The organism is Kitasatospora sp. CM 4170, from assembly GCF_032110285.1.
Lineage (GTDB): Bacteria > Actinomycetota > Actinomycetes > Streptomycetales > Streptomycetaceae > Kitasatospora > Kitasatospora aburaviensis.
On sequence record NZ_CP134877.1, the window covers coordinates 7976877 to 7997952 of the forward strand.

Sequence of the window (21076 nt, forward strand, 5' to 3'; positions counted from 1 at the left end):
GTCCCGGGCCGGCGGCCCAACTCGCCCTCCATTACAGCTTCGTAACGTCCGGTCAGCATTCTGGATGTGACATTGCACATATCACATCATGCTCCCCATGAGAAAAGTCATCGCCCTGTTCTCGGCCGCCGTGGCCGTCGCCGCACTCGGCGGTACGGCCGCCGACGCCGAGCCCGTCGGCCCCGATGCGGTGGTCGCCGCCCCCGAGGACACCGGGCAGGGGAAGCTCGTCTGGAGCTCCTGCAACGACCCCGCCACGCCCGCGCTGCAGTGCGCGCTGCTGGAGGTGCCGGTCGACTACGCGGACCCGCACGGCCGCAAGATCAAGATCAAGGTCAACCGGCTCCCGGCCACCGCGCCCAAGGAGAAGCAGCAGGGCCCGATCCTGCTGAACCCCGGCGGGCCCGGGATCTCCGGCCTCTGGATGCCCGCCTCCATCTCCGGCCAGATCCCGGCGGACGTCGCCTCGACCTACGACTGGATCGGTTTCGACCCGCGCGGCACCAACGGCAGCGAGCCCCACGTCGTCTGCGACGCCCACTACTTTGAGGCCGAGCGGCCCGACTACCAGGTGGACCGGGGCACGTCGAAGGCCTGGCTGTCGAAGGCGGCCGGGTACGCCGCCGACTGCGCGGCCGACTGGTCCTGGCTGCTGCCGCACATGACCACCGTCGACAGCGCGCGCGACATGGACAGCATCCGCCGGGCGCTCGGTGCGCGGCAGATCAGCTTCTACGGCGGCTCCTGGGGCACCTCGCTGGGCTCCACCTACGGCCAGCTCTTCCCCTCGCGCGTCAAGCGGATGGTCCTCGACAGCATCGTCGGCCCGACGATCAGCTGGTACGACCACAACATCCTGCAGGACAAGGAGCACCAGCGCCGCTTCGAGGCGTTCGCGGCCTGGGCGGCCAAGGCCGACCCGGTCTACCACCTGGGCACCGACCCGGCCGGCGTCGTGAAGGCGTACTACCAGGTCCAGGACGCGCTGCGGGCCGAGCCGGTGGCGGCCGACCCGGCCCCCGGCCGGATCGGCCCGGCGGAGCTGGACGACACCTTCTACGGCGGCGGCTACAACTTCCTGCGCTGGCCGCGGATGGCCACCGTGCTCTCGGCCTTCGTCAACCAGCACGACACCCGGCCGCTGTCCATCGCCTACAACCGCTACGCCGCACCGGGCGCCGACGACGGCGCCTTCCCGGCCTACAACGCGACGCAGTGCACCGAGAACGCCTGGCCGCGGGACTGGGAGTTCTGGAAGAAGGACCAGGCCAAGGTGAACGCCGTGGCGCCCTTCTACACCTATAACAACATGTGGTACAACGCCGCCTGCATGTTCTGGCCGTACCAGGGCAACCCGGCGGGCCGGCTGAAGATCACCGGCAAGGGCCTGCCGCCCGTGCTGCTCTTCCAGGCCACCGAGGACGCCGCCACCCCGTACGAGGGCGGTCTCGCCATGCGCGACGCACTGCCCGGCTCCAAGCTGGTCGTCCAGACCGGTGGCAGCTTCCACGAGATCCTCTTCCACGGCAACGCCTGCCTGGACGACACCTTCACCGCCTACCTCCGGGACGGCAGCCTGCCCAAGGGCAACGGCCGGATCGCCAAGACCTGCGCCCCCAACCCGGAGCCCGACCCGGTCTTCGTGACCCCGCCGCCGGCCGCCACCGCGAAGGCGGCCGGGGTCGCCGCCGACGCGGCCCCGCTCGCGCCGACCGACCCCGAGGCCGTCCGCGGCGTCCTCCGGTAGCCGGCCGGCAGTGGCCGCCCCGCCCGGGCCGGGCGGCCACTGCCGGAGGGCCTCACCGCTCCGGGGCGAGGTAGCGGCGGCCCGGTATCTGCTCGAAGATCAGGTTGGTCCGGGTCTGCGCCACCGCCGGGTGGGTGGTGAGGTGGTCCACGACGAAGTCGCGCAGCCCCTCGGGGCCGGCGACGCCGACGTGCAGGAGGTAGTCGTCGGAGCCCGCCATGTGGAAGACCGCCAGGACGCCGGGCAGGTCCGGGGCGGTGCTGCGGAAGCTCTCGTTCTGCTCGCGGGTGTGCGCCCGGAGCCGGACGGAGATCATCGCCTGCAGCGGCAGGCCGATGGCCGCCGGGTCGAGCTCGGCCCGGAAGCCCCGGATGATCCCGCGCTCCTGGAGCGCGCGCACCCGGGCCAGGCAGGTCGAGGGGGCGATGCCCACCGCCTCGGCGAGCGCGTTGTTCGGCATCCGGGCGTTGTCGGCCAGGGCGCGGATGATCGCCCGGTCGACGTCGTCGACGGGCGTCCGGCGGGGCTGCGGATTGTTCGGCACGGGTCCCAGGATTCCAGCTGATTCCGTTGATTCGCAAGATTGTGCGGACCGTGGCCGAATGATGTTCGGAGACCCTTCCCCCGGGTGGCGGGAAGTTCCATCCTGGGGCGCGAGCGGCGAACGCCCTCCGCCGTTCCCGCTCACGGGCCGGCCGACCTGTGACCCCGGAGTGCCGCAGCCATGAGCCCGACCGCCACCTTCGCCGCCGTGCCCGCAGCCGCGCCCGCCGTCGACCCGGGGGCGGAGCTGGACGGCCGGGACTTCGTGCTCCCCGCCGGCGGCCTCGACGCCGACCAGAGGCTGCGCGCCCTGGACACGGTGGACGAGTACCTGACGCGCAAGCGCCGGCACCTGATGGGCTACCAGGCCACCCAGGACATCCAGGGCACCGCACTGGACCTGGCCCGCTTCATGCCGAACAACATCAACAACCTCGGCGACCCGTTCCAGAGCGGCGGCTACAAGCCCAACACCAAGGTGATCGAGTGCTCGGTGCTCGACTACTACGCGAAGCTCTGGAACGCCGAGCGCCCGCACGACCCCGCCGACCCCGAGTCGTACTGGGGCTACATGCTCTCCATGGGCTCGACCGAGGGCAACATGTACGCGCTCTGGAACGCCCGGGACTACCTGAGCGGCAAGGCGCTGATCCAGCCGCCGGCCGCGCCCTTCGACGCCCTGCGGTACGTCCAGGCGACGCCCGACCGGGACAACCCGAACGCCCACCGCCCGGTCGCCTTCTACTCGGAGGACACCCACTACTCCTTCGCCAAGGCCGTCCGCGTCCTGGGCGTCGAGACCTTCCACGCCGTCGGCCTGGAGAAGTACGCCGACGAGTGCCCGCTGGTCGACCCCGCCACCGGCCGCCGCGAGTGGCCCACCGAGGTGCCCTCCGCCGCGGGGCCGTCCGGCCGCTCGTGGGACGGCCCGGGCGAGATCGACGTCGACGCCCTCGCCGTGCTGGTCGAGTTCTTCGCCGCGAAGGGCCACCCGGTCTTCGTCAACCTCAACCTCGGCAGCACCTTCAAGGGCGCCCACGACGACGTCCGGCGGGTCTGCGAGCGGCTGCTGCCGATCTTCGAGCGGCACGGGCTGGTCCGCCGCGAGGTGGTCCACGGCAAGGACCCGCGCACCGGCGAGCCGCTGGTCGACGTGCGACGCGGCTTCTGGATCCACGTCGACGGCGCGCTCGGCGCCGGCTACGCGCCCTTCCTGCGGATGGCCGCGGAGGACCCGGCGGCGTACGGCTGGACCCCCGAGGTCGGGCTGCCGGAGTTCGACTTCGGCCTCCGCCTGCCCACCGCGGAGCTCGGCGCCGTCGACATGGTCTCCTCGATCGCGATGAGCGGCCACAAGTGGCCCGGCGCACCGTGGCCGTGCGGCATCTACATGACGAAGGTGAAGTACCAGATCTCGCCGCCCTCCCAGCCGGACTACATCGGCGCGCCCGACACCACCTTCGCCGGCTCCCGCAACGGCTTCTCCCCGCTGGTCCTCTGGGACCACCTGTCCCGGCACTCCTACCAGGACCAGGTGGACCGGATACGCGGCGCCCAGGAGCTGGCCGGCTACCTGGAGGACCGCCTGCAGGCGATGGAGCGGGAGCTGGGCGTCGAGCTCTGGCCGGCCCGCACCCCGGGCGCCGTCACCGTGCGGTTCCGCCAGCCCAGCCCGGAGCTGGTGGCCAAGTGGTCGCTGTCCTCCCAGGACGTGCTGATGGTGCCGGGCGACGAGTCCACCCGCCGCAGCTACGTGCACGTCTTCGTGATGCCCTCGGTCGACCGGGAGAAGCTGGACGCCCTGCTGGCGGAGCTCGCCGAGGACCGGGTGATCCTGGCCGGGCCCGCCGCGTAGCCCTCGGCCGGGCCCGCCGCGTGGCGCTCGGACGGGCCCGCCGCGTGGCGCTCGGCCGGGGGCCGGGCGGTCGGACGACCGCCCGGCCCCCGGCCCGCTCACACCGGCACCGTCACGAACGTCCGGCCCGCATCGTTCACGACCGAGACCGACGCGACGTCGTCCGGTGCCACCAGGGCCGAGCCGTCCAGGGTCGTGCCCTTCTCGGCGCCGGTCGGGGAGACCAGCCAGCTGCCGGCGTCCACCTTCGCCCCGCCCTTGCCGTTGACCACCAGACGGCAGCGCTGACCGGCCGGGATGCCGGTGACCGCGGCGCTCACCCGCACCCAGCCCATCGCCGGAGTGACCGTCAGCGTCATCCGGGCGCCCGTGGACGGCTCCGTCAGCGAGGCCGTCCGGGTGCCCGCCGGCGGCGGTGCCTCGGTCGCGGCGGACGGCACCGGACCGACCGCCACCGGCGGCCGGTCGGACACCGTGCTCCGGCCCAGCGACACGCCCGCGGCCAGCACCGCCGCGGCCGCGGCCACCGCGGCCACGCCGATCCAGGCCCGGCGCCGGAGAAGGGCCGAGCCCCGCTCCGCCCGCGCCTGCCGCAGGGTGCGCTGCAGCAGCAGGTCGCCGCCCTCGGGCGGCCCGTCCACCAGGAGCTCGGGGGGCACCTCGCCCAGGACGCGCTCCAGCTCCTGCAACTCGGCCACCTCCTGGGCGCAGGGAGCGCAGCCGGCCAGGTGCCGCTCGACCGACGCCGCGTCCGCCGGCTCCAGCGCACCCAGGACATAGGCGCCGATGAGCTCCGCGTTCCGCTCGTGCTGCTCCGTGTTCGTCTCGTGCTGTTCCGTGCTCACACCGCCACCTCCTTCAACGTCCCCGCCTTGCCGGCGTACGACCGCTTGAGCGCCCGCAGCGCGTAGTGCGCACGGGACTTGACCGTCCCGGCCGGCACGCCCAGCTGCTCCGCCGCCTCGGCGACCGACAACTGCTGGAAGTAGATCGACCGCAGGACGTCCCGGTGCTCGGGCGAGAGCTGTTCGAGGGCCTCCGTCATCACCAGCGCCTCCACCACGCCCTCCGCGTGGTCGCGCTGCACCGGCACGGTGGCCGACTGCTCGGACACCTCGGCGACCTCGGCGGGGCGCGCGGCCTTCGCCCGGAACCGGTCGGTGATCAGGTTGCGCTCCACCGTCAGCAGCCAGCTGCGCACGGAGCCCCGGGCCTCGGTGAGGGCCTCGGGATTCCGCCAGGCGCGGATCAGGGTCTCCTGCACCGCGTCCTCGGCCGCCGCCCGGTCACCGGTGAGCCGGATGGCGTACGCGAGCAGCGCGCCGCCGTGTTGCTCGTAGAGCGTTCGGATCAGTGCCTCGTCGGCCGCGCCGCGCTGTGTCGCGGGTCGTGTCCTCGCCATCCGCCATTCCTCCGTCGTGGGGTGCCACGCAGAGCACGTACGCGGCGGCCGTCCGGTTCAACCGGATTCCCGGCAGCTGTGATTCTGGTTCAGACAGGCCACCAGCGCCGCCATCCGGTCGTCGGTCATGACGCCGATGAAGACCCCGTGGTCGGTGCGCGGGCTGTGGTGCTGTTCGGGGAAGGCGTCCAGGGCGAACGCCCGGCCGGGCGGTGGCCGGTAGCCGAGGGTGACCCGGAGGTGGGGGATCGGGAAGGTCCGGTGCGGGCAGACCCCGGTGGCGGAGGGGAACACCGCGTGGGTGCGGTGGTCGGGACTGTCCGTTCCGCGCCCGTCCCAGCAGCTGGGGAAGTCGAGGGTGCGGGTGAGCAGGCTGCCGGCGGGGCAGAGCGGGTACCGGTCGGTGGTCCGGCCGGGGTAGCCGGTGCAGCCCCACCGGGCCCTGGCCTCCGCGCCGCCGTCGGTGGCCGCGGTGGGGTTTCCCTCCAGCAGCCGCAGGAAGCGCGGCATCGGCACGACCTTGCTCCACGGGTTGCCGCGGAACTCGACGGTCACCGTGTCGGGGGTGAGGATCTCGCCCACGTTGCCGTGCCCGTCCTGCCCGTCCTGCCCGCCGTGTCCGGGGGCCCCGTCCTGCCCGGCGGCCCGGTCGCCGTCGCGGTCGGTCCGGCGCAGCACCGGCCAGTAGTAGCTGGAGCGGTCGCCGCCGGTGCAGGTCGTCCCGGCGGCGGCGAGGGACGCGTCGGTGGCCAGGGCGTCGGTCGACAGGTTGCCGACGTAGTCGTGGACGTGGTGGGCACCGCCCACCACTCCCGGCGAGATCACCACGTTGTCGCTGTTGCGGTGGCCCTCCAGGTTGTGGCCGCAGTCCTCGGTGTACGAGCCGGTGGAGGCGTCCGGGCCGGATTCCTCCGGCGCGGGCTCACCGCCGGCGCCGCCGCCGGTGCGGACGGCACCGATCTCGACGTAGTCGCCGGACTCCGCGTCCGCCGGCCAGAGGCGCACCGCCAGGAGGGGGAGCGCGAGGACGAGGCAGAGCAGGACGCCGAACGGGAGTACGGTGCCCGCCGACCAGCGGTGATCACGAACCAGGTGCAGCACCGCGACAGTCTCGCCGGGGGCTGCCCCGGAGGCAAGCGTGCTCCGGAGGAGCAGCCCGCCGTCCGCGACCACCGCTGCTCGGCGGGCCCGCCGGTCCGGCGGCCCGCCGGCCCGTCAGTAGCCGCTCGGGTAGCCGCCGGTCTGCGGCTTGCTCGCGGACGGCGCCGGAGCTCCCGTCTGCCCGGTGGCCGCACCGCCGGCCGCACCGCCGGCCGCGGCCTTCTTGCCCTCCGGCGTGCTGGCGAACCAGGTGCCGCCCACGCCCTGCCCGTTGGTCTGGCCCGGCGCGGTGTCCCCGGCGAAGCGGTACAGCGGCCAGCCGTTCAGCGTGAGCTGCTTGCTCCCGTCGGGCCGGGTCACGGAGCCGACCAGGGCCGACTCGACGCCGGTGACGTCGACCTTGTCCTGGGCGGGGACCGGCGGCCACTTCGCGGCGCAGGCGTCGACGCAGGTGGTGGCGGAGGGCTTGGCGGTGTCCTTGTCGAAGCGGTAGAGCGTGCGGCCCGAGCCGTCCGTGACGATGGCGCCGAGCGTGGGCGACTCCGCCGCCGCCAGGCGGCCGCCGCCGGCCGCGTCGGCCGCCCCGGCCGCCCCGGGAGCGGACGTCCCCGCGGCGGCGGCCGGGGCAGCGGCCGTGGCGGCGGTGTCGGTGGAGTTCTCCTCCCCGGGCCCGCAGGCGGTCGCGGCCAGGAGGACGGCGGCGAGGCCGGTGGCGGCGAGCAGACGACGGCTTCCGGTGAACTTGGGCATGGCGAACTCCCTCTGTTGGTGGGTGTCTTGGTGTCGAGTGCGGCTCGGTGCCGCGTGCACCACCAACACGGATGCGGGCGCGGGGTGGTTCAACCCCGGCGAGATTTCTTTTCCCGCAGTCGGCCCGGCGCCGCCCGGCGTGCTGCCTACCACGCCCGACGGAACGGGGCACGCACCGGTCGGACGACAGCCGCCGGTGCGTGCCCCGTGGATCGGTCGGTCGGGCGACCTCATGCCCCGATCTCGAACTCGGGTGGCTGGAGGCACGCGAGGCATTCCGTGTCCGGCGCCGTCGGGGTGTCGAAGAACGAGCGGGTGATCGTCTGCGCGCACGGTGAGTCGGCGAAGACCACGTGGGCGACGTAGGGGACGGTGACCTCGGTGGACCGGCGCAGCGTGCGGGCCGCGTACGGTCCGCTGCTGGGGGCGGTCTGGGAGTCGAACCCGCCGGACAGGACGAGGGTCGGGATGTCGCTGCGCGTCACGTCCCGGACCGAGCGCGGTGCCGCCGGGACGTCCCAGGCGCGGCAGTCCGCGTGCAGCCAGGTGAGCAGCGGAGCGTTGGCCAGCACCGAGTCGGGGAACGACGGGAACGCGCGCCGCCCCGCCTCGATCACGTCCTCCTCGCTCTCGAAGGGCGTCCACTCGCTGCAGAAGATGCCGAAGGCGAGCCCGTGGGACGTCCGCCCGATGGCCTGCGGGCTGAGCTTGCCGCCCGCCCACTGCTCGGCGATCCGCTGCGGGTTGCCGTGGGCCAGCTCGTCGATGGAGCGGGGCACGCCGGCCGCCAGGTGGCTGGCGAAGGTCAGCCAGTTCACCAGGACGCCGCCGTCCAGCACGACCTCCACCGGGTCCGGGTGGCCCGGGACGGTGACGGTGGTGGAGACGGGGTGGGCTTCGAGCTCGACGACGAGGCGCTCGAAGGTGGCCTCCAGGTCCGGGTAGCGGTCGTTGCAGGCGGGCTGCTGCGCGCAGGCCCGGAACATGCCGTCGAAGCCCTCCCGTGCGGCCTTCCAGGTGACGGCGCCCCCGGCCAGGGACGGCGGCAGGACGCCGTCGATGCCGACGGACCGCAGACCTTCCGGGTGCAGGCGCATGTAGAGGAGCGCCAGGTCGGTTCCGTAGGAGATGCCGAACACGTTCCACTGCTCGATGCCGAGCGCGACGCGCAGGTCCGCGTAGTCGGCGGCGCTCTCGGTGCTGTTGTACGCGCTGAGGTCGGCCCCGCGGCCCGCCAGCGTGTCGTGGCAGATCCGGGTCTGCTCGACGTGCAGGCGCCCGGTGGACGGCGCACCGAAGACGAGGTCGAGTGCGTCCGCGTTGAACTGGTCGACGTTCGGGCAGGTGAGCTCCGGGTCGGCCGAGTAGGTCCCCCGCTGGGACATGAAGATCACGTCCCGGTCGCGGTTCAGGCCGCCGTCGACCGCGAGCCGGATCTCGGAGTTCGCGTCGTCTCCGGGGCCGCCGGCGAACCACACGATCGGGTCGGGTGCCCGCTTGTGGCTGGCCGGCACGATCGCGACCGCGAGGGTGATCTTCTTCCCCCTCGGGTGGGACCGGTTCTCGGGCACGGTGAGCGTTCCGCAGCGGGCCCCCTCCAGTTCGGGGGTCGGGTCCGCCGTCCGCGGGCAGGGGCCCGGTTCGAAACGGGCGTGACCGGTCGAACGGGCGACCGTGCCGAGCGGTTCGCCGGCGCCGTCCCCGGCCCGGGCGGGCAGCGCGGCCAGGCCGACGAGGAGGACACCGGTCGTGGCCCCGGCCAGGGTGGTCCGGAGCCGATGCCGGGTACGCCGGTGCTGGGGCGGGCGGTTGGACATCATGCGGTCTCCGGCTCGGGGGTGATGGTGAACGGCTTCGGCGCGAGCCCCGCCACGCAGGCGGTGTCGGGCGCGGTCGGGTGGTCGAGGAAGGAGGTCAGCACGCTCGCCGCGCAGGGCGACTGGGGGACCACGAAGTGGCCGATCCCGGGGATCAGCACGGTGGTCGAGCGGGTGAGCGTCCGGGCGGTGTACGGGCCCCAGCTCGCCCCGGTCTTGGCGTCGAAGGTCCCGGAGACGACGAGTGCCGGCACCATGCTGTAGGTGGCCACCCGCTGGACGGCGGTGCGGTCCGGGACGTTCCAGGCGCGGCACACGTCGTGCTCGAAGGGGAGCTGCGGTGCCTGGGCCAGGACCGTGTCCGGCCACCCGGGGAACGCCCGGCGCCCCGCCTTCAGCAGGTCGGCCTCCGAGAAGCCCGGTACCCACTCGGCGCAGGCCACCGACTGCGTCAGGCCGTGGGCGATCTCGCCGTTGGAGGGCGTCGCGCCGGCGGCCCGGGCCCGCGCCAGGCGCTCCGGGTTTCCGTGGGCGAGCTCGTCGAGCGCCGCGGGGACGTCGACGGACGGGACGGCGGAGCCGTCGGCGACCAGCAGGTTGACCAGCGCGCCGCCGTCGAGGACGACCTTCACCGGGTCTCCGCCCCCCGGCGGCGGCACGGTCAGCGTGAGGGGGTGCGCCTCCAGCCGGCGGACCTGCTCGGTCAGCGTGCGCGGGAGGTCCGGGTAGCGCTCCTTGCAGCGGGGCTGGGCCTCGCACGCCGCGAAGATCGCGCCGATCCCCTCGCGGGCGCTGTCCCAGGTCCAGGGCAGGCTCACCACCTGCGGGGGTACGACCGAGTCGATCGCCACCGAGCGGATCCCCTGGGGGTGGAGCCGCAGGTAGGTGAGGGCCAGTTCGGTGCCGTAGGAGTAGCCGTAGACGTTCCAGTGCTTGACGCCGAGCGCCGTGCGCAGGTCGGCGAAGTCCGCGGCGTTCTCGGTGGTGTTGTAGGCGCTCAGCTCGATGCCGTCGGCCGTCAGGCGGTCCCGGCACTCCGTGGCCGCGCGCACCAGGAGGCGCCCGGTCGACGGCGCGTCGTGGGGCAGTCCCACCGCCTCCGCGTCGAACCGGTCGATCTCGGGGCAGGCGAGGCTCGGCTGCGAATGCAGCGTTCCGCGCTGGGCCATGACGATCAGCTCGCGATCCCGGTTGACGCCGGAGTCGACGAGGAAGGGGATGGCCCCGAACGCGTCTCCGCCGGGACCTCCCTCCATGAACACCACCGGGTCGGGGGCCGGCTTCGCCGACGCGGCCGGGATGATCGCGACGGCCAGCCGGATGGTCCGCCCGCGCCGGTCGTGGTCCCCGGGCGCTCCGTGGTCCCCGTCCGCCTCGCGGTTCTCGGGCACCTCCAGGAACCCGCATCGCCCGGGCACCGGCTCGGGCCGCTCCGGACAGGGGCCGGGCACGAACCGCGCCGGACCTCCGGAGCCGGGCCCGCGGTCGGACGGTGCGGCACTGCTCGGCGTCACGCCGGCGGCGACGAGGAGGGCCAGCAGGCCCGCGACGAGCGCCGCGCCGCCGGGCGCGCCCCGGGAGCGTCCCCGTGCGTACCGGTGCTGCGCCCACCTCCGTACGGACCTGCCCGTCCCGCGAACGGGCGGCGGGCAGCCCGGACCGATGCCATGTTCCGACATGTGATTCCGTCTCTCTGTTCCCGGCCGCCCCCGGCGGGACGGCGCCGCGCGGCTGCGCCGGCCCGCCGTGCGGTCACGGGCGGGCTGTGGCCAGCGTGCGGCGGTGGGGAGACGTCCACCACTCGTGGGCGCCACTTGGAGCAGGTTCACGTCATCACCCGGTCGGTTCCCCCGGGGACCTGTCGCCCGGTCAGCCCCGGCCCCGACCCGGCGGAGCGCGGCCGGGGCCGCCGGGGGAACCTCGTGCTCAGCCGAGCGAGGCCCCCGACTCCACGACGACCCCGTACAGGTCGGCGACGGTCGCGAGCGCGCTGCGGTGGAGCTCCCGGGCGGGGACCTCCGCGCCGCCCGAGGCCAGCGGCCGGGTCGCGCAGGCGTCGGCGACCACGGTGGGCCGGTTGCCGCGCAGGAACGCGCCGGCCGCGGTGAACGCGACGCACATGTGCGTCATGAAGCCGGCGAGGACGACGTCCTTGCGGCCGGCCGCATCGATCCGCTCGCCCAGGTCGGTGCCGACGAAGGCGTCCGGGACCTGCTTGACGACCACGGGCTCGCCCTCGACCGGCGCCACGCCCGGGTGGATCCGGCCGATCTCGGCGCGGACGTCGTACGGGGTGTCCGGGCCGCCGTCGTTGACGACGTGGATGACCGGCGCGCCCGCCTCCCGGGCCCGGGCCAGCAGCGCGGCGGCGGAGTCGATCGCCTCCTGCCAGCCCGACAGCTCCATCACGCCGGTGGTGTAGGTGTTCTGGTAGTCGATCAGGACCAGCGTCGCGTCGGCCAGGGACGGGGGCGTCTCGTCGAAGCCGTTGAGTGCGCGCAGGGTGGCCGTGGGCATGGGAGTACCGCCTCGGGTGTGGTGGTCGGGATGGGCGGCCCACCCGCGGTGCGCCGCCTCCGAAACGCTATGGGCGGCTCCGGCATGTCGGCAATGTCGTCTAACATGCAGAAACCGACATCGGTGATGTCGGTACCGCGGACGCCCCCACCACCGGACGCCGACCCGGTCGGGCGTCGGTACGACGGAACCGGCACTGCAGCGAACCACCGGTAGGAGGCCCCCGTGAGCGCCGTCGAACGGCTCGTCGTCATCGTCCTCTTCGAGGGTGTCGACCTGCTCGACGTGACCGGTCCGCCCGAGGTGTTCTCGCTGGTGCAGCGCGAGATGGACGACGCGACCGGCTACCGCGTGGTCCTCGCAGCAGAGACCACGGACCCCGTCACCACCTCCGCCGGCGTGCGGATCCTGCCCGACCTGAGCTTCCGGGAGGCGTCCGCCCGGACCATCGACACCCTGCTGGTGCCCGGCTCGGTCGAGGTCGACAGCCGGCGCCGGGTGCACGCCCTCACCGACCCGGTGGTGGTGGGCTGGGTGAAGGCGCTCGCTGAGCGGAGCCGGCGGGTGGCCTCGGTCTGCGTCGGGGCGCACCTCCTCGCCGCGGCCGGACTGCTCGACGGCCGGCGCGCCACCACCCACTGGTCCACCGCGCAGCAACTCGCCGCCGAATTCCCGGCGGTGGTGGTCGACGCCGACCCGATCTTCATCCGCGAGGGCGACGTGTGGACGGGGGCGGGCATCAGCGCCTGCCTCGACCTGTCGCTCGCCCTCGTCGCCGACGACTTCGGGGAAGGCGTCGCGCTGCGCGTCGCCCGGCAGCTCGTGATGTACCTCAAGCGGCCGGGCGGACAGAGCCAGTTCAGCGTCCCCCTCGAACCCGCCTCCACGACACGCCGGATCGAGGACCTCCGGCTCCACATCGCGCGCAACCTGTCCGGTCCGCTGACCGTCGCCGACCTTGCCGCCCACGCCCACGTCGGGGAACGGCAGTTGACCCGGATCTTCAAGGCCGAGCTCGGTACGACGCCGAGCGCCTACGTCGAGTCGGCCCGCGTCGAACGGGCCCGCAACCGGCTGGAGTCTACCGACGAGACGCTCGAACGCATCGCCGCCACCTGCGGGTTCGGCACGACCGACACCCTCGTCCGGGCGTTCCGCCGACAGCTCGACACGACCCCGACGGAGTACCGGCGCCGGTTCCGGACCGGGCCGGCCTGAGCAGGCCGCGCCCCGGACCGGCGCCGTCGGCTCCTGGGAGGGCACGGGCGGTCCACCGCCCGTGCCCTCGGCTCAGCCCATGGACTTCGCGCCGTCCAGGGCCTCCCGGATGATGTCGGCGTGGCCGGCGTGCTGGGAGGTCTCGGCGATGATGTGCAGCAGCACCCGGCGCGCGGACCAGTGCGTGTCCGTGAACCACGGGGCCGCCGGCAGCGGGTGCGTGGCGTCGAGGTCGGGCAGGGCGGCGACCAGCTCGTCGGTCCGGGCGGCGACCGCGGCGTAGTCGGCCAGGACGCCCTCCAGCGTCTCGCCGGGCAGCATCCGGAACTGGCCGGCCCGCTCGGCCTGGTCGGCCTCGCTCATGGCCGTGAAGTCGGGCATCGCCGACGGGCCCTCCAGGATGAAGTCCGCCCACACCCGCTCCATCGCGGCGACGTGCTTGACCAGCCCGCCCACGCAGAGCTCGCTCGCGGTGGTCCGCCGCCCGGCCTGCTCATCGGTCAGGTCGCGGGTGGTGAAGCGGAGGAAGTGCCGGTGCTTGGCCAGCACGGCCAGCAGGTCGGCGCGCTCGCCGGTGGGGGCCGGGGCCGGGGCGGTCGGGGTGGTGGTGGCCGGGGCGGTGGTGGCCGGGCTGGTCTCGATCGCGGCGCTGCTCATGGACTTCTCCTTCGTCAGGTGTCGTTCCGTCGACGAGAACCACAGTAGGAGGCAACTGGGTCAGATCCTGTCCTAGATCCTTCGGGCCGGCAGGCCGGTGTCCGGCGGCCTCGTCGGCAGCAGCTCCGGCGGGGGCCGGACGGAGCCGGTGGAGGCGGGCCCGAAGACGGCGTGCAGTTCCTTCCGGGGCAAGGCGGTGTGCAGCACGGGAGCACCGGCACCCGGCCGGGAGGCCTAGCGTCTGCGGTGCGGCCGGGACCTTCCGTCTCCGTCCGCCCCCACCCACCCGGCCACCTCGACGGAGCAGACACCATGACCACCAACGACAGCCCTGGGAAGGGAAGTTCGGGCGGACGGCACTTCGAGGCGGATCTGCGCGGGATGACCCGGATCAACCTGCGCCCGATCGCCTCGCCGATGCCGCTCGGCTTCTACACGGTCGGCATCGCCTCGGTGATGGTGGGCTGCTTCCAGCTGGGCGTCTTCGAGGACGGCCGCCGGGCGGTCGGGCTGGCGATCCTGCCGGCCTTCGTCCTGCAGCTGGTCGTCGCGGTCTTCGCCCTCGGCGCCCGCGACGTCCTGGCGGCCACCCTGATGGCCTGCTTCTCCGGTCTCTGGCTGGCGAGTTCGCTCGTCCTGGTGCTGGAGCCGCCCGGCGGCACCGAGGTGCTCGGTGTCCTCAACGGCACGTTCGCCGCGTTCGCCCTGATGATGGCGGCGGTCGCGGGCCGGAAGCGGGCGCTCTGGCTGGTGCTCTGCACCGCGGTGCCCCGCTTCGGGGTGGCCGCCCTGGCCAACCTGACCGGCGCCGCCTGGCTCGGCCGGGTCTCCGGCGGCCTCGGGCTGCTGCTCGCCGCCGTCGCTCTCTACACGGCGTTCGCGCTGATGCTGGAGGACATGCGGGGCGAGCAGGTGCTGCCGATCGGCCGCAGCGGTCCGGCCCACCACGCGGTGGTGGGCGATCTCGCGGTCCAGCTGCGCGATCTGGAACGCCAGGCGGGCGTGCGGCGCACGCTCTGACCGCCCCGCGGCGGCCGTCCGCCACCGCCGCGACCCCTCCCCGACCTCCCGTCCACGCCGGTCCCGCCCGGGGCCGTGCACCCACCCCACCCGTCGACACCGGGTCGACACCGCTCGACACAGCTCGACACTTCTCGAAAGGCCCACCATGCCGTACATCACCCTCGCCGACGGCTCGCAGAAGTACTACAAGGACTGGGGCACCGGCCGTCCGGTGGTCCTCTCCCACGGCTGGCCGCTGAACGCCGACGCCTGGGAGAGCCTCGCCGTCGCCGTCGCCTCGGCCGGTTACCGGGTCATCGCCCACGACCGCCGCGGACACGGCCGTTCCACCCAGACCTGGGACGGCAACCACATGGACCAGTACGCGGACGACCTGGCCGAGCTGATGGACCGGCTCGACCTCACCGACGCGGTCCTGGTCGGCCACTCCACCGGCGGCGGCGAGGTGGCCCGCTACCTCGGCCGCCACGGCAGCGCCCGGGTGGCCAGGGCCGTCCTGCTCGGCGCCGTCCCGCCGCTGATGCTGAAGACCGACGCCAACCCCGAGGGCACCCCGATCGAGGTCTTCGACGGCATCCGGGCCGGGGTCGCCGCCGACCGGTCGCAGTTCTACTGGGACCTCAGCGAGTCCTTCTTCGGCTTCAACCGCGAGGGCGCGGAGATCTCCGAGGGCAAGCGCCGCGAGTTCTGGCTCCAGGGCATGCAGGCCGGGCTCAAGGGGGCGCTGGACTGCATCGAGGCCTTCTCGGCGACCGACTTCACCGAGGACCTCCAGAAGATCGACATCCCGGTCCTGGTCGCGCACGGCGACGACGACCAGATCGTGCCGATCGCCGCCTCGGCGGAGAAGAGCGTCAAGCTGCTCTCCCAGGGCGTCCTGAAGGTCTACCCCGGCGCGCCGCACGGCCTGGTCGGCGCCTACGAGGCCGCGTTCACCCGCGACCTGATCGAGTTCATCGGCGCCTGATCCCGGTGCGCCGCAGGGGCGGGGCAGGCCACCGCAGGCCGCCTCGCCCCCGCTCGCCGTACGGACACGCCCGGCTATTGCGGTCCCGTTGCGGTCCGTCCGGCGTACGGAGGGCCGACGGCCCGTGTGGACCCCGGCCCGCAGCGCCCCCTGACGCCAGGCCCTGTCCGGCCGATCTCGCCGGGCGCGCGACGCCGGGCATCCCGGCTGGACGCACGCCCGAATCGCCCAAGTACGTCCAGTACGAGGTCGATCCGGGCGCACGCCCAGCCGGGCGCCCAACGCCGCGCGCCGATCCGACGAGATCGACCGGACAGGACCTAGCGTCAGGGCCCATGGAGATTCTGGTCACCGGCGGTGCCGGGTTCATCGGATCGGCCGTGGTACGGCAGCTGGCTGCCGCGGGGCACGGCGTGCGGGTGCTCGACGCGCTGCTCCCCGCCGTCCACCCGTCGGGGCGGGCGCCGGACCTGCCGGACGGGGTGCCCTTCCTGCACGGGGACGTCCGGGACGCCGCGGCCGTGGAGCGGTCGCTGGACGGGGTGGACGCGGTCTGCCACCAGGCGGCGATGGTCGGGCCGGGGGTGGACCCGGCCGACGCGCCCGCCTACGCCGGCTGCAACGACCTGGGCACCGCGGTGCTGCTCGCCGCGATGGCCCGCGCCGGCGTCCGGCGCATGGTGCTCGCCGGGTCGGTGGCGGTGTACGGCGAGGGCCGCTACCGCTGTCCGGAGCACGGGGAGGTCGCACCGGGCCCGCGCCGTCCGGAGGACCTGGACGCGGGCCGGTTCGACCCGACCTGCCCCCGCTGCGGTGCCGAGCTGGTCCCGGGACTCGTGACCGAGGAGGCCCCCGGCGACCCGCGCAACGTGTCCGCGGCCACCAAGCTGGCCCAGGAGCACCTGGCCGCCGCCTGGGCGCGTGCCTGTGGGGGCGCGGTGCTGGTGCTCCGGTACGCCACCGTCTACGGCCCGGGCATGCCGCGCGACACCCCCCACGCGGGGGTGGCCTCGGTGTTCCGGTCCGCGCTGGCCCGCGGCGAGGCCCCGCGCGTCCTGGAGGACGGCGGCCAGCGACGGGACTTCGTCCATGTCGGGGACGTCGCCGCGGCCAACCTGGCCGCCCTGGCGGCGGTCGGCGACCGGCCGCCGGGCAGCGTGCGGGCGTACAACGCCGGCAGCGGCGAGGCGCACACGGTGGGCACGATGGCGGCGGCCCTCGCGGCCGCGGCCGGTGGCCCGGAGCCGCTGGTGACGGGGGAGTACCGGCTGGGGGACGTCCGGCACCTCACGGCCGACTCGTCCCGGTTGCGGGCCGAGCTCGGCTGGCGGCCGCAGATGCCGTTCCTGGCCGGGACGGCCGAGTTCGCCGCCGCGCCGCTGCGCGACTGAGCGCCGGCCGCCGGGGGTGCCGGGTGGCGCCGGGGGCGGGGTCGGCTCGGCTCCGGGGCGGCCCCGCCCCCGGCCCGGAGCCCGAGCCCGTTCAGCTCCGGGGCCGGTTCAGCCCCGGGCCCGGTTCAGCTCCGGGGTGCCGGGAGGGCGATCTCGAAGCAGCAGCCCCCGGCGACGTTGTGCACGCGTGCCCGGCCGGCGTGCGCCTCGACGATGCCGCGCACGATGGCCAGCCCGAGCCCGGCGCCGCTGTCCCCGCCCTCCCCGGCCGTGCCCGGGTCGTGCCGCGGTGTGCGGGCGGTGGCGCCGCGCCAGCCGGTCTCGAAGACCCGGGCCAGGTCCGGCTCGGGGATGCCGCCGCAGCCGTCGGTGACGGACAGCACCACCTCGTCCGCCTCCCGCCGGGCGGCCACCGCGACCACACCGTCCTCGGGGGTCGCGCGGATCGCGTTGACCAGCAGGTTGCCGAGCACCCTCGTGATCTCGCGGCTGTCCACCTCGACCGGCTCGGACGCCACCTGGTGGCCCTCCAGCCGGACACCGCGCCGGCGGGCCAGCGGGTGGGCCCCGGCGAGGGCGTCGTCGACCAGGTCGTAGACGGACACGCGGCTGAGCGAGAGGGAGAGGGCGCCGGCCTGGATCCGGGACAGCTCGAACAGGTCGTCCACCATCCCGGTGAGCCGCTCGACCTCGGTGCGGATCCGCGTCAGGTACCGCTCCGGCTCGTCGGCGACGCCGTCCTCCAGCGCCTCCGCCATGGCGCGCAGCCCGGCCAGTGGGGTGCGCAGGTCGTGCGAGATCCAGGCGATCAGCTCGCGCCGGGAGCGGTCGAGTGCCTGCTCGCGGGCCCGGGACTCGGCGAGCCTGGCGCTGGTGGCGGCCAACTCCGCACTGAGGGCGGCCAGTTCGGCGCCGAGGGGGTGGGCGGGGGCGGTGAATCCGGCGTCGGTGCCCACGGTGCGGGCGGCGGCTGCCAGCGCCCGGCTGCCGGCCACCACCTGGCGGCCGAGCAGAGCGGCGGTGGCCAGCGACACCACGGCGGCCATGCCCAGGACGGTGATCACCACACCGAGGTCGTGGGTGGAGAGGAACATCGCCTCCGCCACCGCGAACGTCCCTGAGGTCACCGCGAGCACGGTCACCGCCGCGACGCAGAACAGCGAGAGCGCGACCGACCGGCGGCGCAGCAGCCGGACGGCGGGCCAGCCGAGCAGGCCCGCCCCGCCCGCGCCGAGGGCGGCGAACGTCGCGATCAGCAGCAGGTCGTTCATGCCCGGCCGTCCTGCGGGTCGGCCGGGTCGTAGCGGTAGCCGACGCCCCAGACGGTGCTGATCAGCCTGGGGGCGGCCGGGTCGTCCTCGATCTTCTCCCGCAGCCGGCGGACGTGGACCGTGACGGTGGAGAGGTCGCCGAAGTCCCAGCCCCAGACCTGCTGCATCAGGTCCTGCCGGGAGAACACCGCGCCGGGGTGCTGCAGCAGGAACGCCAGCAGGTCGAACTCCCGCATGGTGAGCGAGAGCTCGCGCTCGCCGCGGTGGGCGCGGCGTGCCCGGGCGTCGAGCGCGATGTCCCCGGAGACGAGCGGACCGGCGTCCGGGCCGCCCGCCGGGCCGACGACCGGCGCGGCGGCGGCCCCGGCGCGGGAGCGGCGCAGCACCGACTGGACCCGCAGCACCAGTTCGCGCGGGCTGAACGGCTTGGTGACGTAGTCGTCGGCGCCCAGCTCCAGGCCGAGGATCCGGTCCGCCTCGTCGCCCTTGGCGGTGAGCATCACCACCGGCAGCCCGGCGCCGTCCTCGGTGGCGCGCAGCCGGCGCAGCACCTCCAGCCCGTCCATACCGGGCAGCATGAGGTCGAGTACCAGCAGGTCGGGGCGGGTGCTCCGGGCGAGGGCGAGGCCCTGCGGCCCGTCGGCGGCCCGGTCGACGAGGTGTCCGGAGCGGGTGAGGTAGCCGGCGACGACTTCGGCCACGGTCGGGTCGTCGTCGACCACCAGGATGCGGGAGGTGTCGGTCACCCGCTGAGGATAGGAGGCCGCGGGGCCCGGTGGTGGTGCACCCCTGTCCCGTTCGGATTCCGTAAGATCCGCCGGGCCCGCCGGGCCCCGGGGGTGGGGGCCCCGGGATCGGGCCGCGGCCCCGCCGCCGTGGCGGGGGCGTGAGAGTTTGGGCCGGGGTCCGGGGGAGCCTTGCAGGGTGCCGGTCGTGCACCACGCGTGCGGCTGTCGCCCAACCGCCTCTCGACTCCTCGGTCACGGGCGCCCCGGCGGCACCCTTCGTGGCGTCGCGCCAGAGCCTGCCAGATGCGCCGGGCGGCAACAAGGGGCTGGGGGGAAGGCCGGAAGAGCGCCACAGGAGCGCCACAGGAGGCGCACAAGCAGGCCGGATCCCCGCACGCCGCGTCCCGGCCCGCAGGTCACCGGCCCCGCGGACGCCCGGGGAGTGCAGTGCCCACAGGTCGGCCCGGCAGTTGATCCGGTGCGGTGGCAGGCCGTGGCCCCGGCCGTGCCGGGGCAGGGACGCCACCCGCCGGCCGGCCGCCTCGCCGATGAACAGGGCGTCGCCGGGCGCTCCGTACGGTGTGTCGACGCGTACCCCGGTCACGTCCTCCAGCAGTGCGTACCGGCCGGGGCCGGCGAGCCCTCGTCCGGCGGGGCGAGGCCGAGGTCGCGGTCGGCGGTGGCCTCGGACTCGCGGCGGGCGAGGCGGAACCACATGAAGAGGACGAACCCCGCGAAGACGAACCACTCGCCGGTGTAGCCGAGGTTCTGGAACGACTTGAGGGTCAGCCCGGTGCCGGTCTCCGCGGGCAGTCCGGCCACCGGGGTGAGGCCGGCGGGTGCGGCGTCGGCGGCGACCCAGCCGTCGTAGAGGGCGTACGGGAGCAGGTTGACCAGCGCCGCCGGGCTGATGGTGCCCAGCTGGCCCTCGGGCAGGCCCCCGGCCACCGCGCCGTGCTTGCCGCTGTTCTCGGGAGGGTGCAGGCGCCCGGTCACCGTCACCGGGCCGGCCGGCGCGGCGGGTGGCGGGGCGGCGGAGGTGGGCGAGCCGGCCGTCCAGCCGCGGACCACGGCCACGGCGCGGCCGGTGTCGGTGCGGAGCGGGGTGAGGACGTAGTAGCCCTGGTTGCCGTCCACGGTGCGGTTTGGCACCAGCAGCTGGTGCGCGCCGTCCCAGCGGCCGGTGGCGCTCACCGTGCGCCCGGCCGTGTCGGTGCGCACCGTGACCCGACCATCCGTCAGGAGGCTTTCGAGCGGGACGGCTTCGGTGGCCGGACGGGTGCTCTCGTGCCGGGTGGCGGCCGCCTTCTCGTGGAAGCGGCCGAGTTGCCAGCTGCCGAGCCAGAGGCAGACGGTGGCGGCGGCCAGGGCCAGGGCGGTGCCGCCCAGCCAGCGGGGGGTGAACAGGAAGCGGTAGGTGCTCGTCACGCGCCGGGCACCCCCGTGGACGGGCCGGCGGCCCGGTGCTCAGGGGCGCCGCAGGGCGGAGGCGAGGGTGGCGTCCAGGGCGTCGAGGGCCTCCTCGGAGGTGAACCGGCCGGCCTCGACCTGGTCGCCGGCGGCCTGGACCAGGGCGTAGACGGTGCTGACCAGCCAGTGGGCCGGGAGGTCATCGCGGAACGCTCCTTCCTGTCGGCCCCGGGTGATGAGGCGGTCCATCGCGGAGAGGATGCCGACGTGGTGATCGTGGACCGCTTCGGCGGGCAGGGCCCGACGGGCGGCGTGCAGCATGCGCAGGTTGCGGTCCAGCAGCTGCCAGGAGGACCGGATGAAGGTGCGGAGCGTCTCGTCGGCCGGGCCCTCGTCGAGGCCGGTGGCCTCCAGGACGGTGGCGACCTCGGACAGGGCACGCTCCATCAGCTCGCTCAGCAGCGCCTCGCGCGAGGAGAAGTGGCCGTACAGGGTGACCCGGCCGACGCCCGCCGCAGCGGCGATCTCGGTCATGCTGGCGTTGGGGTTCTTGGCGAAGCAGCTGGTGGCGGCGGCGAGGATGGCGGCGATGTTGCGCTCGGCGTCGGCCCGACGGGGGTGGGTGGGCGTTCCCCGTCGGGCGTTCGCGGCGCCGCTGCGGTGTTCGGATTCCATGGGA

General features: G+C 74.5%; 19 protein-coding genes. 6 read left to right on the top strand and 13 right to left on the bottom strand.

What is annotated here, in order from left to right; genetic code table 11:
* Positions 1 to 97: 97 nt before the first annotated feature.
* On the top strand, positions 98 to 1747 hold the full coding sequence (locus tag RMN57_RS33165; RefSeq protein ID WP_313766985.1) for an alpha/beta hydrolase: 1650 nt from the start codon (positions 98 to 100) through the stop codon (positions 1745 to 1747).
* A gap of 52 nt (positions 1748 to 1799) precedes the next feature.
* Here the strand turns inward: RMN57_RS33165 and RMN57_RS33170 are convergent, their stop codons facing one another.
* Positions 1800 to 2291 carry an Lrp/AsnC family transcriptional regulator gene (locus RMN57_RS33170; protein WP_313766986.1) on the bottom strand — a complete coding sequence of 164 codons (492 nt, stop codon included), beginning with the start codon at positions 2289 to 2291 and terminating at the stop codon, positions 1800 to 1802.
* A 180-nt stretch (positions 2292 to 2471) separates the two neighbouring features.
* On the opposite strand from RMN57_RS33170, the gene RMN57_RS33175 reads away from it, so the two are divergent.
* The gene (locus tag RMN57_RS33175) at positions 2472 to 4145 is read left to right on the top strand and encodes a histidine decarboxylase (RefSeq protein ID WP_313766987.1); all 1674 of its coding nucleotides are present in this window, start codon (positions 2472 to 2474) and stop codon (positions 4143 to 4145) included.
* Between the two features lie 98 nt (positions 4146 to 4243).
* Here the strand turns inward: RMN57_RS33175 and RMN57_RS33180 are convergent, their stop codons facing one another.
* From RMN57_RS33180 to RMN57_RS33210, 7 genes are all read right to left on the bottom strand, one after another.
* Entirely contained in the window at positions 4244 to 4990 is a 747-nt protein-coding gene (locus RMN57_RS33180) for a zf-HC2 domain-containing protein (RefSeq protein ID WP_313766988.1), read from the bottom strand.
* Entirely contained in the window at positions 4987 to 5547 is a 561-nt protein-coding gene (locus RMN57_RS33185; protein ID WP_313766989.1) for a sigma-70 family RNA polymerase sigma factor, read from the bottom strand. Before RMN57_RS33185 ends, RMN57_RS33180 begins: the two co-directional genes overlap by 4 nt.
* 57 nt (positions 5548 to 5604) lie before the next feature.
* Positions 5605 to 6648, bottom strand: a complete 1044-nt coding sequence (locus RMN57_RS33190) for a DUF1996 domain-containing protein (RefSeq protein WP_313766990.1) — start codon at positions 6646 to 6648, stop codon at positions 5605 to 5607.
* A gap of 114 nt (positions 6649 to 6762) precedes the next feature.
* A complete protein-coding gene (locus tag RMN57_RS33195) occupies positions 6763 to 7398 on the bottom strand; it encodes a hypothetical protein (protein ID WP_313766991.1) in 636 nt (211 codons plus the stop codon).
* A 230-nt stretch (positions 7399 to 7628) separates the two neighbouring features.
* Positions 7629 to 9218, bottom strand: a complete 1590-nt coding sequence (locus tag RMN57_RS33200; RefSeq protein ID WP_313766992.1) for an alpha/beta fold hydrolase — start codon at positions 9216 to 9218, stop codon at positions 7629 to 7631.
* Positions 9215 to 10471 carry an alpha/beta fold hydrolase gene (locus RMN57_RS33205; RefSeq protein ID WP_313768048.1) on the bottom strand — a complete coding sequence of 419 codons (1257 nt, stop codon included), beginning with the start codon at positions 10469 to 10471 and terminating at the stop codon, positions 9215 to 9217. Before RMN57_RS33205 ends, RMN57_RS33200 begins: the two co-directional genes overlap by 4 nt.
* A 670-nt stretch (positions 10472 to 11141) precedes the next feature.
* A complete protein-coding gene (locus RMN57_RS33210) occupies positions 11142 to 11732 on the bottom strand; it encodes a cysteine hydrolase family protein (RefSeq protein ID WP_313766993.1) in 591 nt (196 codons plus the stop codon).
* 225 nt (positions 11733 to 11957) lie between these two features.
* On the opposite strand from RMN57_RS33210, the gene RMN57_RS33215 reads away from it, so the two are divergent.
* Positions 11958 to 12950: a DJ-1/PfpI family protein gene (locus RMN57_RS33215; RefSeq protein ID WP_313766994.1), complete on the top strand. Its 993-nt coding sequence runs from the start codon at positions 11958 to 11960 to the stop codon at positions 12948 to 12950.
* 72 nt (positions 12951 to 13022) lie between these two features.
* Here the strand turns inward: RMN57_RS33215 and RMN57_RS33220 are convergent, their stop codons facing one another.
* Positions 13023 to 13607, bottom strand: coding sequence for a DinB family protein (locus RMN57_RS33220; protein ID WP_313766995.1), 585 nt, complete (start codon positions 13605 to 13607; stop codon positions 13023 to 13025).
* Between the two features lie 312 nt (positions 13608 to 13919).
* Between RMN57_RS33220 and RMN57_RS33225 the strand changes: the two genes are divergently transcribed.
* The 3 genes from RMN57_RS33225 to RMN57_RS33235 all read left to right on the top strand — a co-directional run bounded on the left by RMN57_RS33225 (position 13920) and on the right by RMN57_RS33235 (position 16988).
* On the top strand, positions 13920 to 14627 hold the full coding sequence (locus RMN57_RS33225) for a GPR1/FUN34/YaaH family transporter (protein WP_313766996.1): 708 nt from the start codon (positions 13920 to 13922) through the stop codon (positions 14625 to 14627).
* Positions 14628 to 14775: 148 nt separating this feature from the next.
* Positions 14776 to 15597 (top strand): alpha/beta hydrolase, encoded by an 822-nt coding sequence (locus RMN57_RS33230; protein WP_313766997.1) that lies wholly within the window; start codon positions 14776 to 14778, stop codon positions 15595 to 15597.
* 335 nt (positions 15598 to 15932) lie between these two features.
* Entirely contained in the window at positions 15933 to 16988 is a 1056-nt protein-coding gene (locus RMN57_RS33235; RefSeq protein ID WP_313766998.1) for an NAD-dependent epimerase/dehydratase family protein, read from the top strand.
* A gap of 125 nt (positions 16989 to 17113) precedes the next feature.
* On the opposite strand, the gene RMN57_RS33240 is transcribed toward RMN57_RS33235, so the two are convergent.
* The 4 genes from RMN57_RS33240 to RMN57_RS33255 all read right to left on the bottom strand — a co-directional run bounded on the left by RMN57_RS33240 (position 17114) and on the right by RMN57_RS33255 (position 21072).
* Complete coding sequence (locus tag RMN57_RS33240) at positions 17114 to 18259, bottom strand: HAMP domain-containing sensor histidine kinase (RefSeq protein WP_313766999.1); 1146 nt, start codon at positions 18257 to 18259, stop codon at positions 17114 to 17116.
* Positions 18256 to 18987: a response regulator transcription factor gene (locus RMN57_RS33245; RefSeq protein ID WP_380236643.1), complete on the bottom strand. Its 732-nt coding sequence runs from the start codon at positions 18985 to 18987 to the stop codon at positions 18256 to 18258. Before RMN57_RS33245 ends, RMN57_RS33240 begins: the two co-directional genes overlap by 4 nt.
* Positions 18988 to 19587: 600 nt before the next feature.
* Positions 19588 to 20415 (bottom strand): SURF1 family protein, encoded by an 828-nt coding sequence (locus tag RMN57_RS33250; protein WP_313767001.1) that lies wholly within the window; start codon positions 20413 to 20415, stop codon positions 19588 to 19590.
* 39 nt (positions 20416 to 20454) lie between these two features.
* Positions 20455 to 21072: a TetR/AcrR family transcriptional regulator gene (locus RMN57_RS33255; RefSeq protein WP_313767002.1), complete on the bottom strand. Its 618-nt coding sequence runs from the start codon at positions 21070 to 21072 to the stop codon at positions 20455 to 20457.
* Positions 21073 to 21076: the final 4 nt, after the last annotated feature.

Excerpts from the sequence above, each read along its gene's own strand:
- RMN57_RS33165 (WP_313766985.1), top strand. The coding sequence starts at position 98 with ATGAGAAAAGTCATCGCCCTGTTCTCGGCCGCCGTGGCCGTCGCCGCA.
- RMN57_RS33175 (WP_313766987.1), top strand. The coding sequence starts at position 2,472 with ATGAGCCCGACCGCCACCTTCGCCGCCGTGCCCGCAGCCGCGCCCGCC.
- RMN57_RS33185 (WP_313766989.1), bottom strand. The coding sequence starts at position 5,547 with ATGGCGAGGACACGACCCGCGACACAGCGCGGCGCGGCCGACGAGGCA.
- RMN57_RS33195 (WP_313766991.1), bottom strand. The coding sequence starts at position 7,398 with ATGCCCAAGTTCACCGGAAGCCGTCGTCTGCTCGCCGCCACCGGCCTC.
- RMN57_RS33200 (WP_313766992.1), bottom strand. The coding sequence starts at position 9,218 with ATGATGTCCAACCGCCCGCCCCAGCACCGGCGTACCCGGCATCGGCTC.
- RMN57_RS33205 (WP_313768048.1), bottom strand. The coding sequence starts at position 10,471 with ATGGAGGGAGGTCCCGGCGGAGACGCGTTCGGGGCCATCCCCTTCCTC.
- RMN57_RS33210 (WP_313766993.1), bottom strand. The coding sequence starts at position 11,732 with ATGCCCACGGCCACCCTGCGCGCACTCAACGGCTTCGACGAGACGCCC.
- RMN57_RS33220 (WP_313766995.1), bottom strand. The coding sequence starts at position 13,607 with ATGAGCAGCGCCGCGATCGAGACCAGCCCGGCCACCACCGCCCCGGCC.
- RMN57_RS33225 (WP_313766996.1), top strand. The coding sequence starts at position 13,920 with ATGACCACCAACGACAGCCCTGGGAAGGGAAGTTCGGGCGGACGGCAC.
- RMN57_RS33230 (WP_313766997.1), top strand. The coding sequence starts at position 14,776 with ATGCCGTACATCACCCTCGCCGACGGCTCGCAGAAGTACTACAAGGAC.
- RMN57_RS33235 (WP_313766998.1), top strand. The coding sequence starts at position 15,933 with ATGGAGATTCTGGTCACCGGCGGTGCCGGGTTCATCGGATCGGCCGTG.
- RMN57_RS33240 (WP_313766999.1), bottom strand. The coding sequence starts at position 18,259 with ATGAACGACCTGCTGCTGATCGCGACGTTCGCCGCCCTCGGCGCGGGC.
- RMN57_RS33255 (WP_313767002.1), bottom strand. The coding sequence starts at position 21,072 with ATGGAATCCGAACACCGCAGCGGCGCCGCGAACGCCCGACGGGGAACG.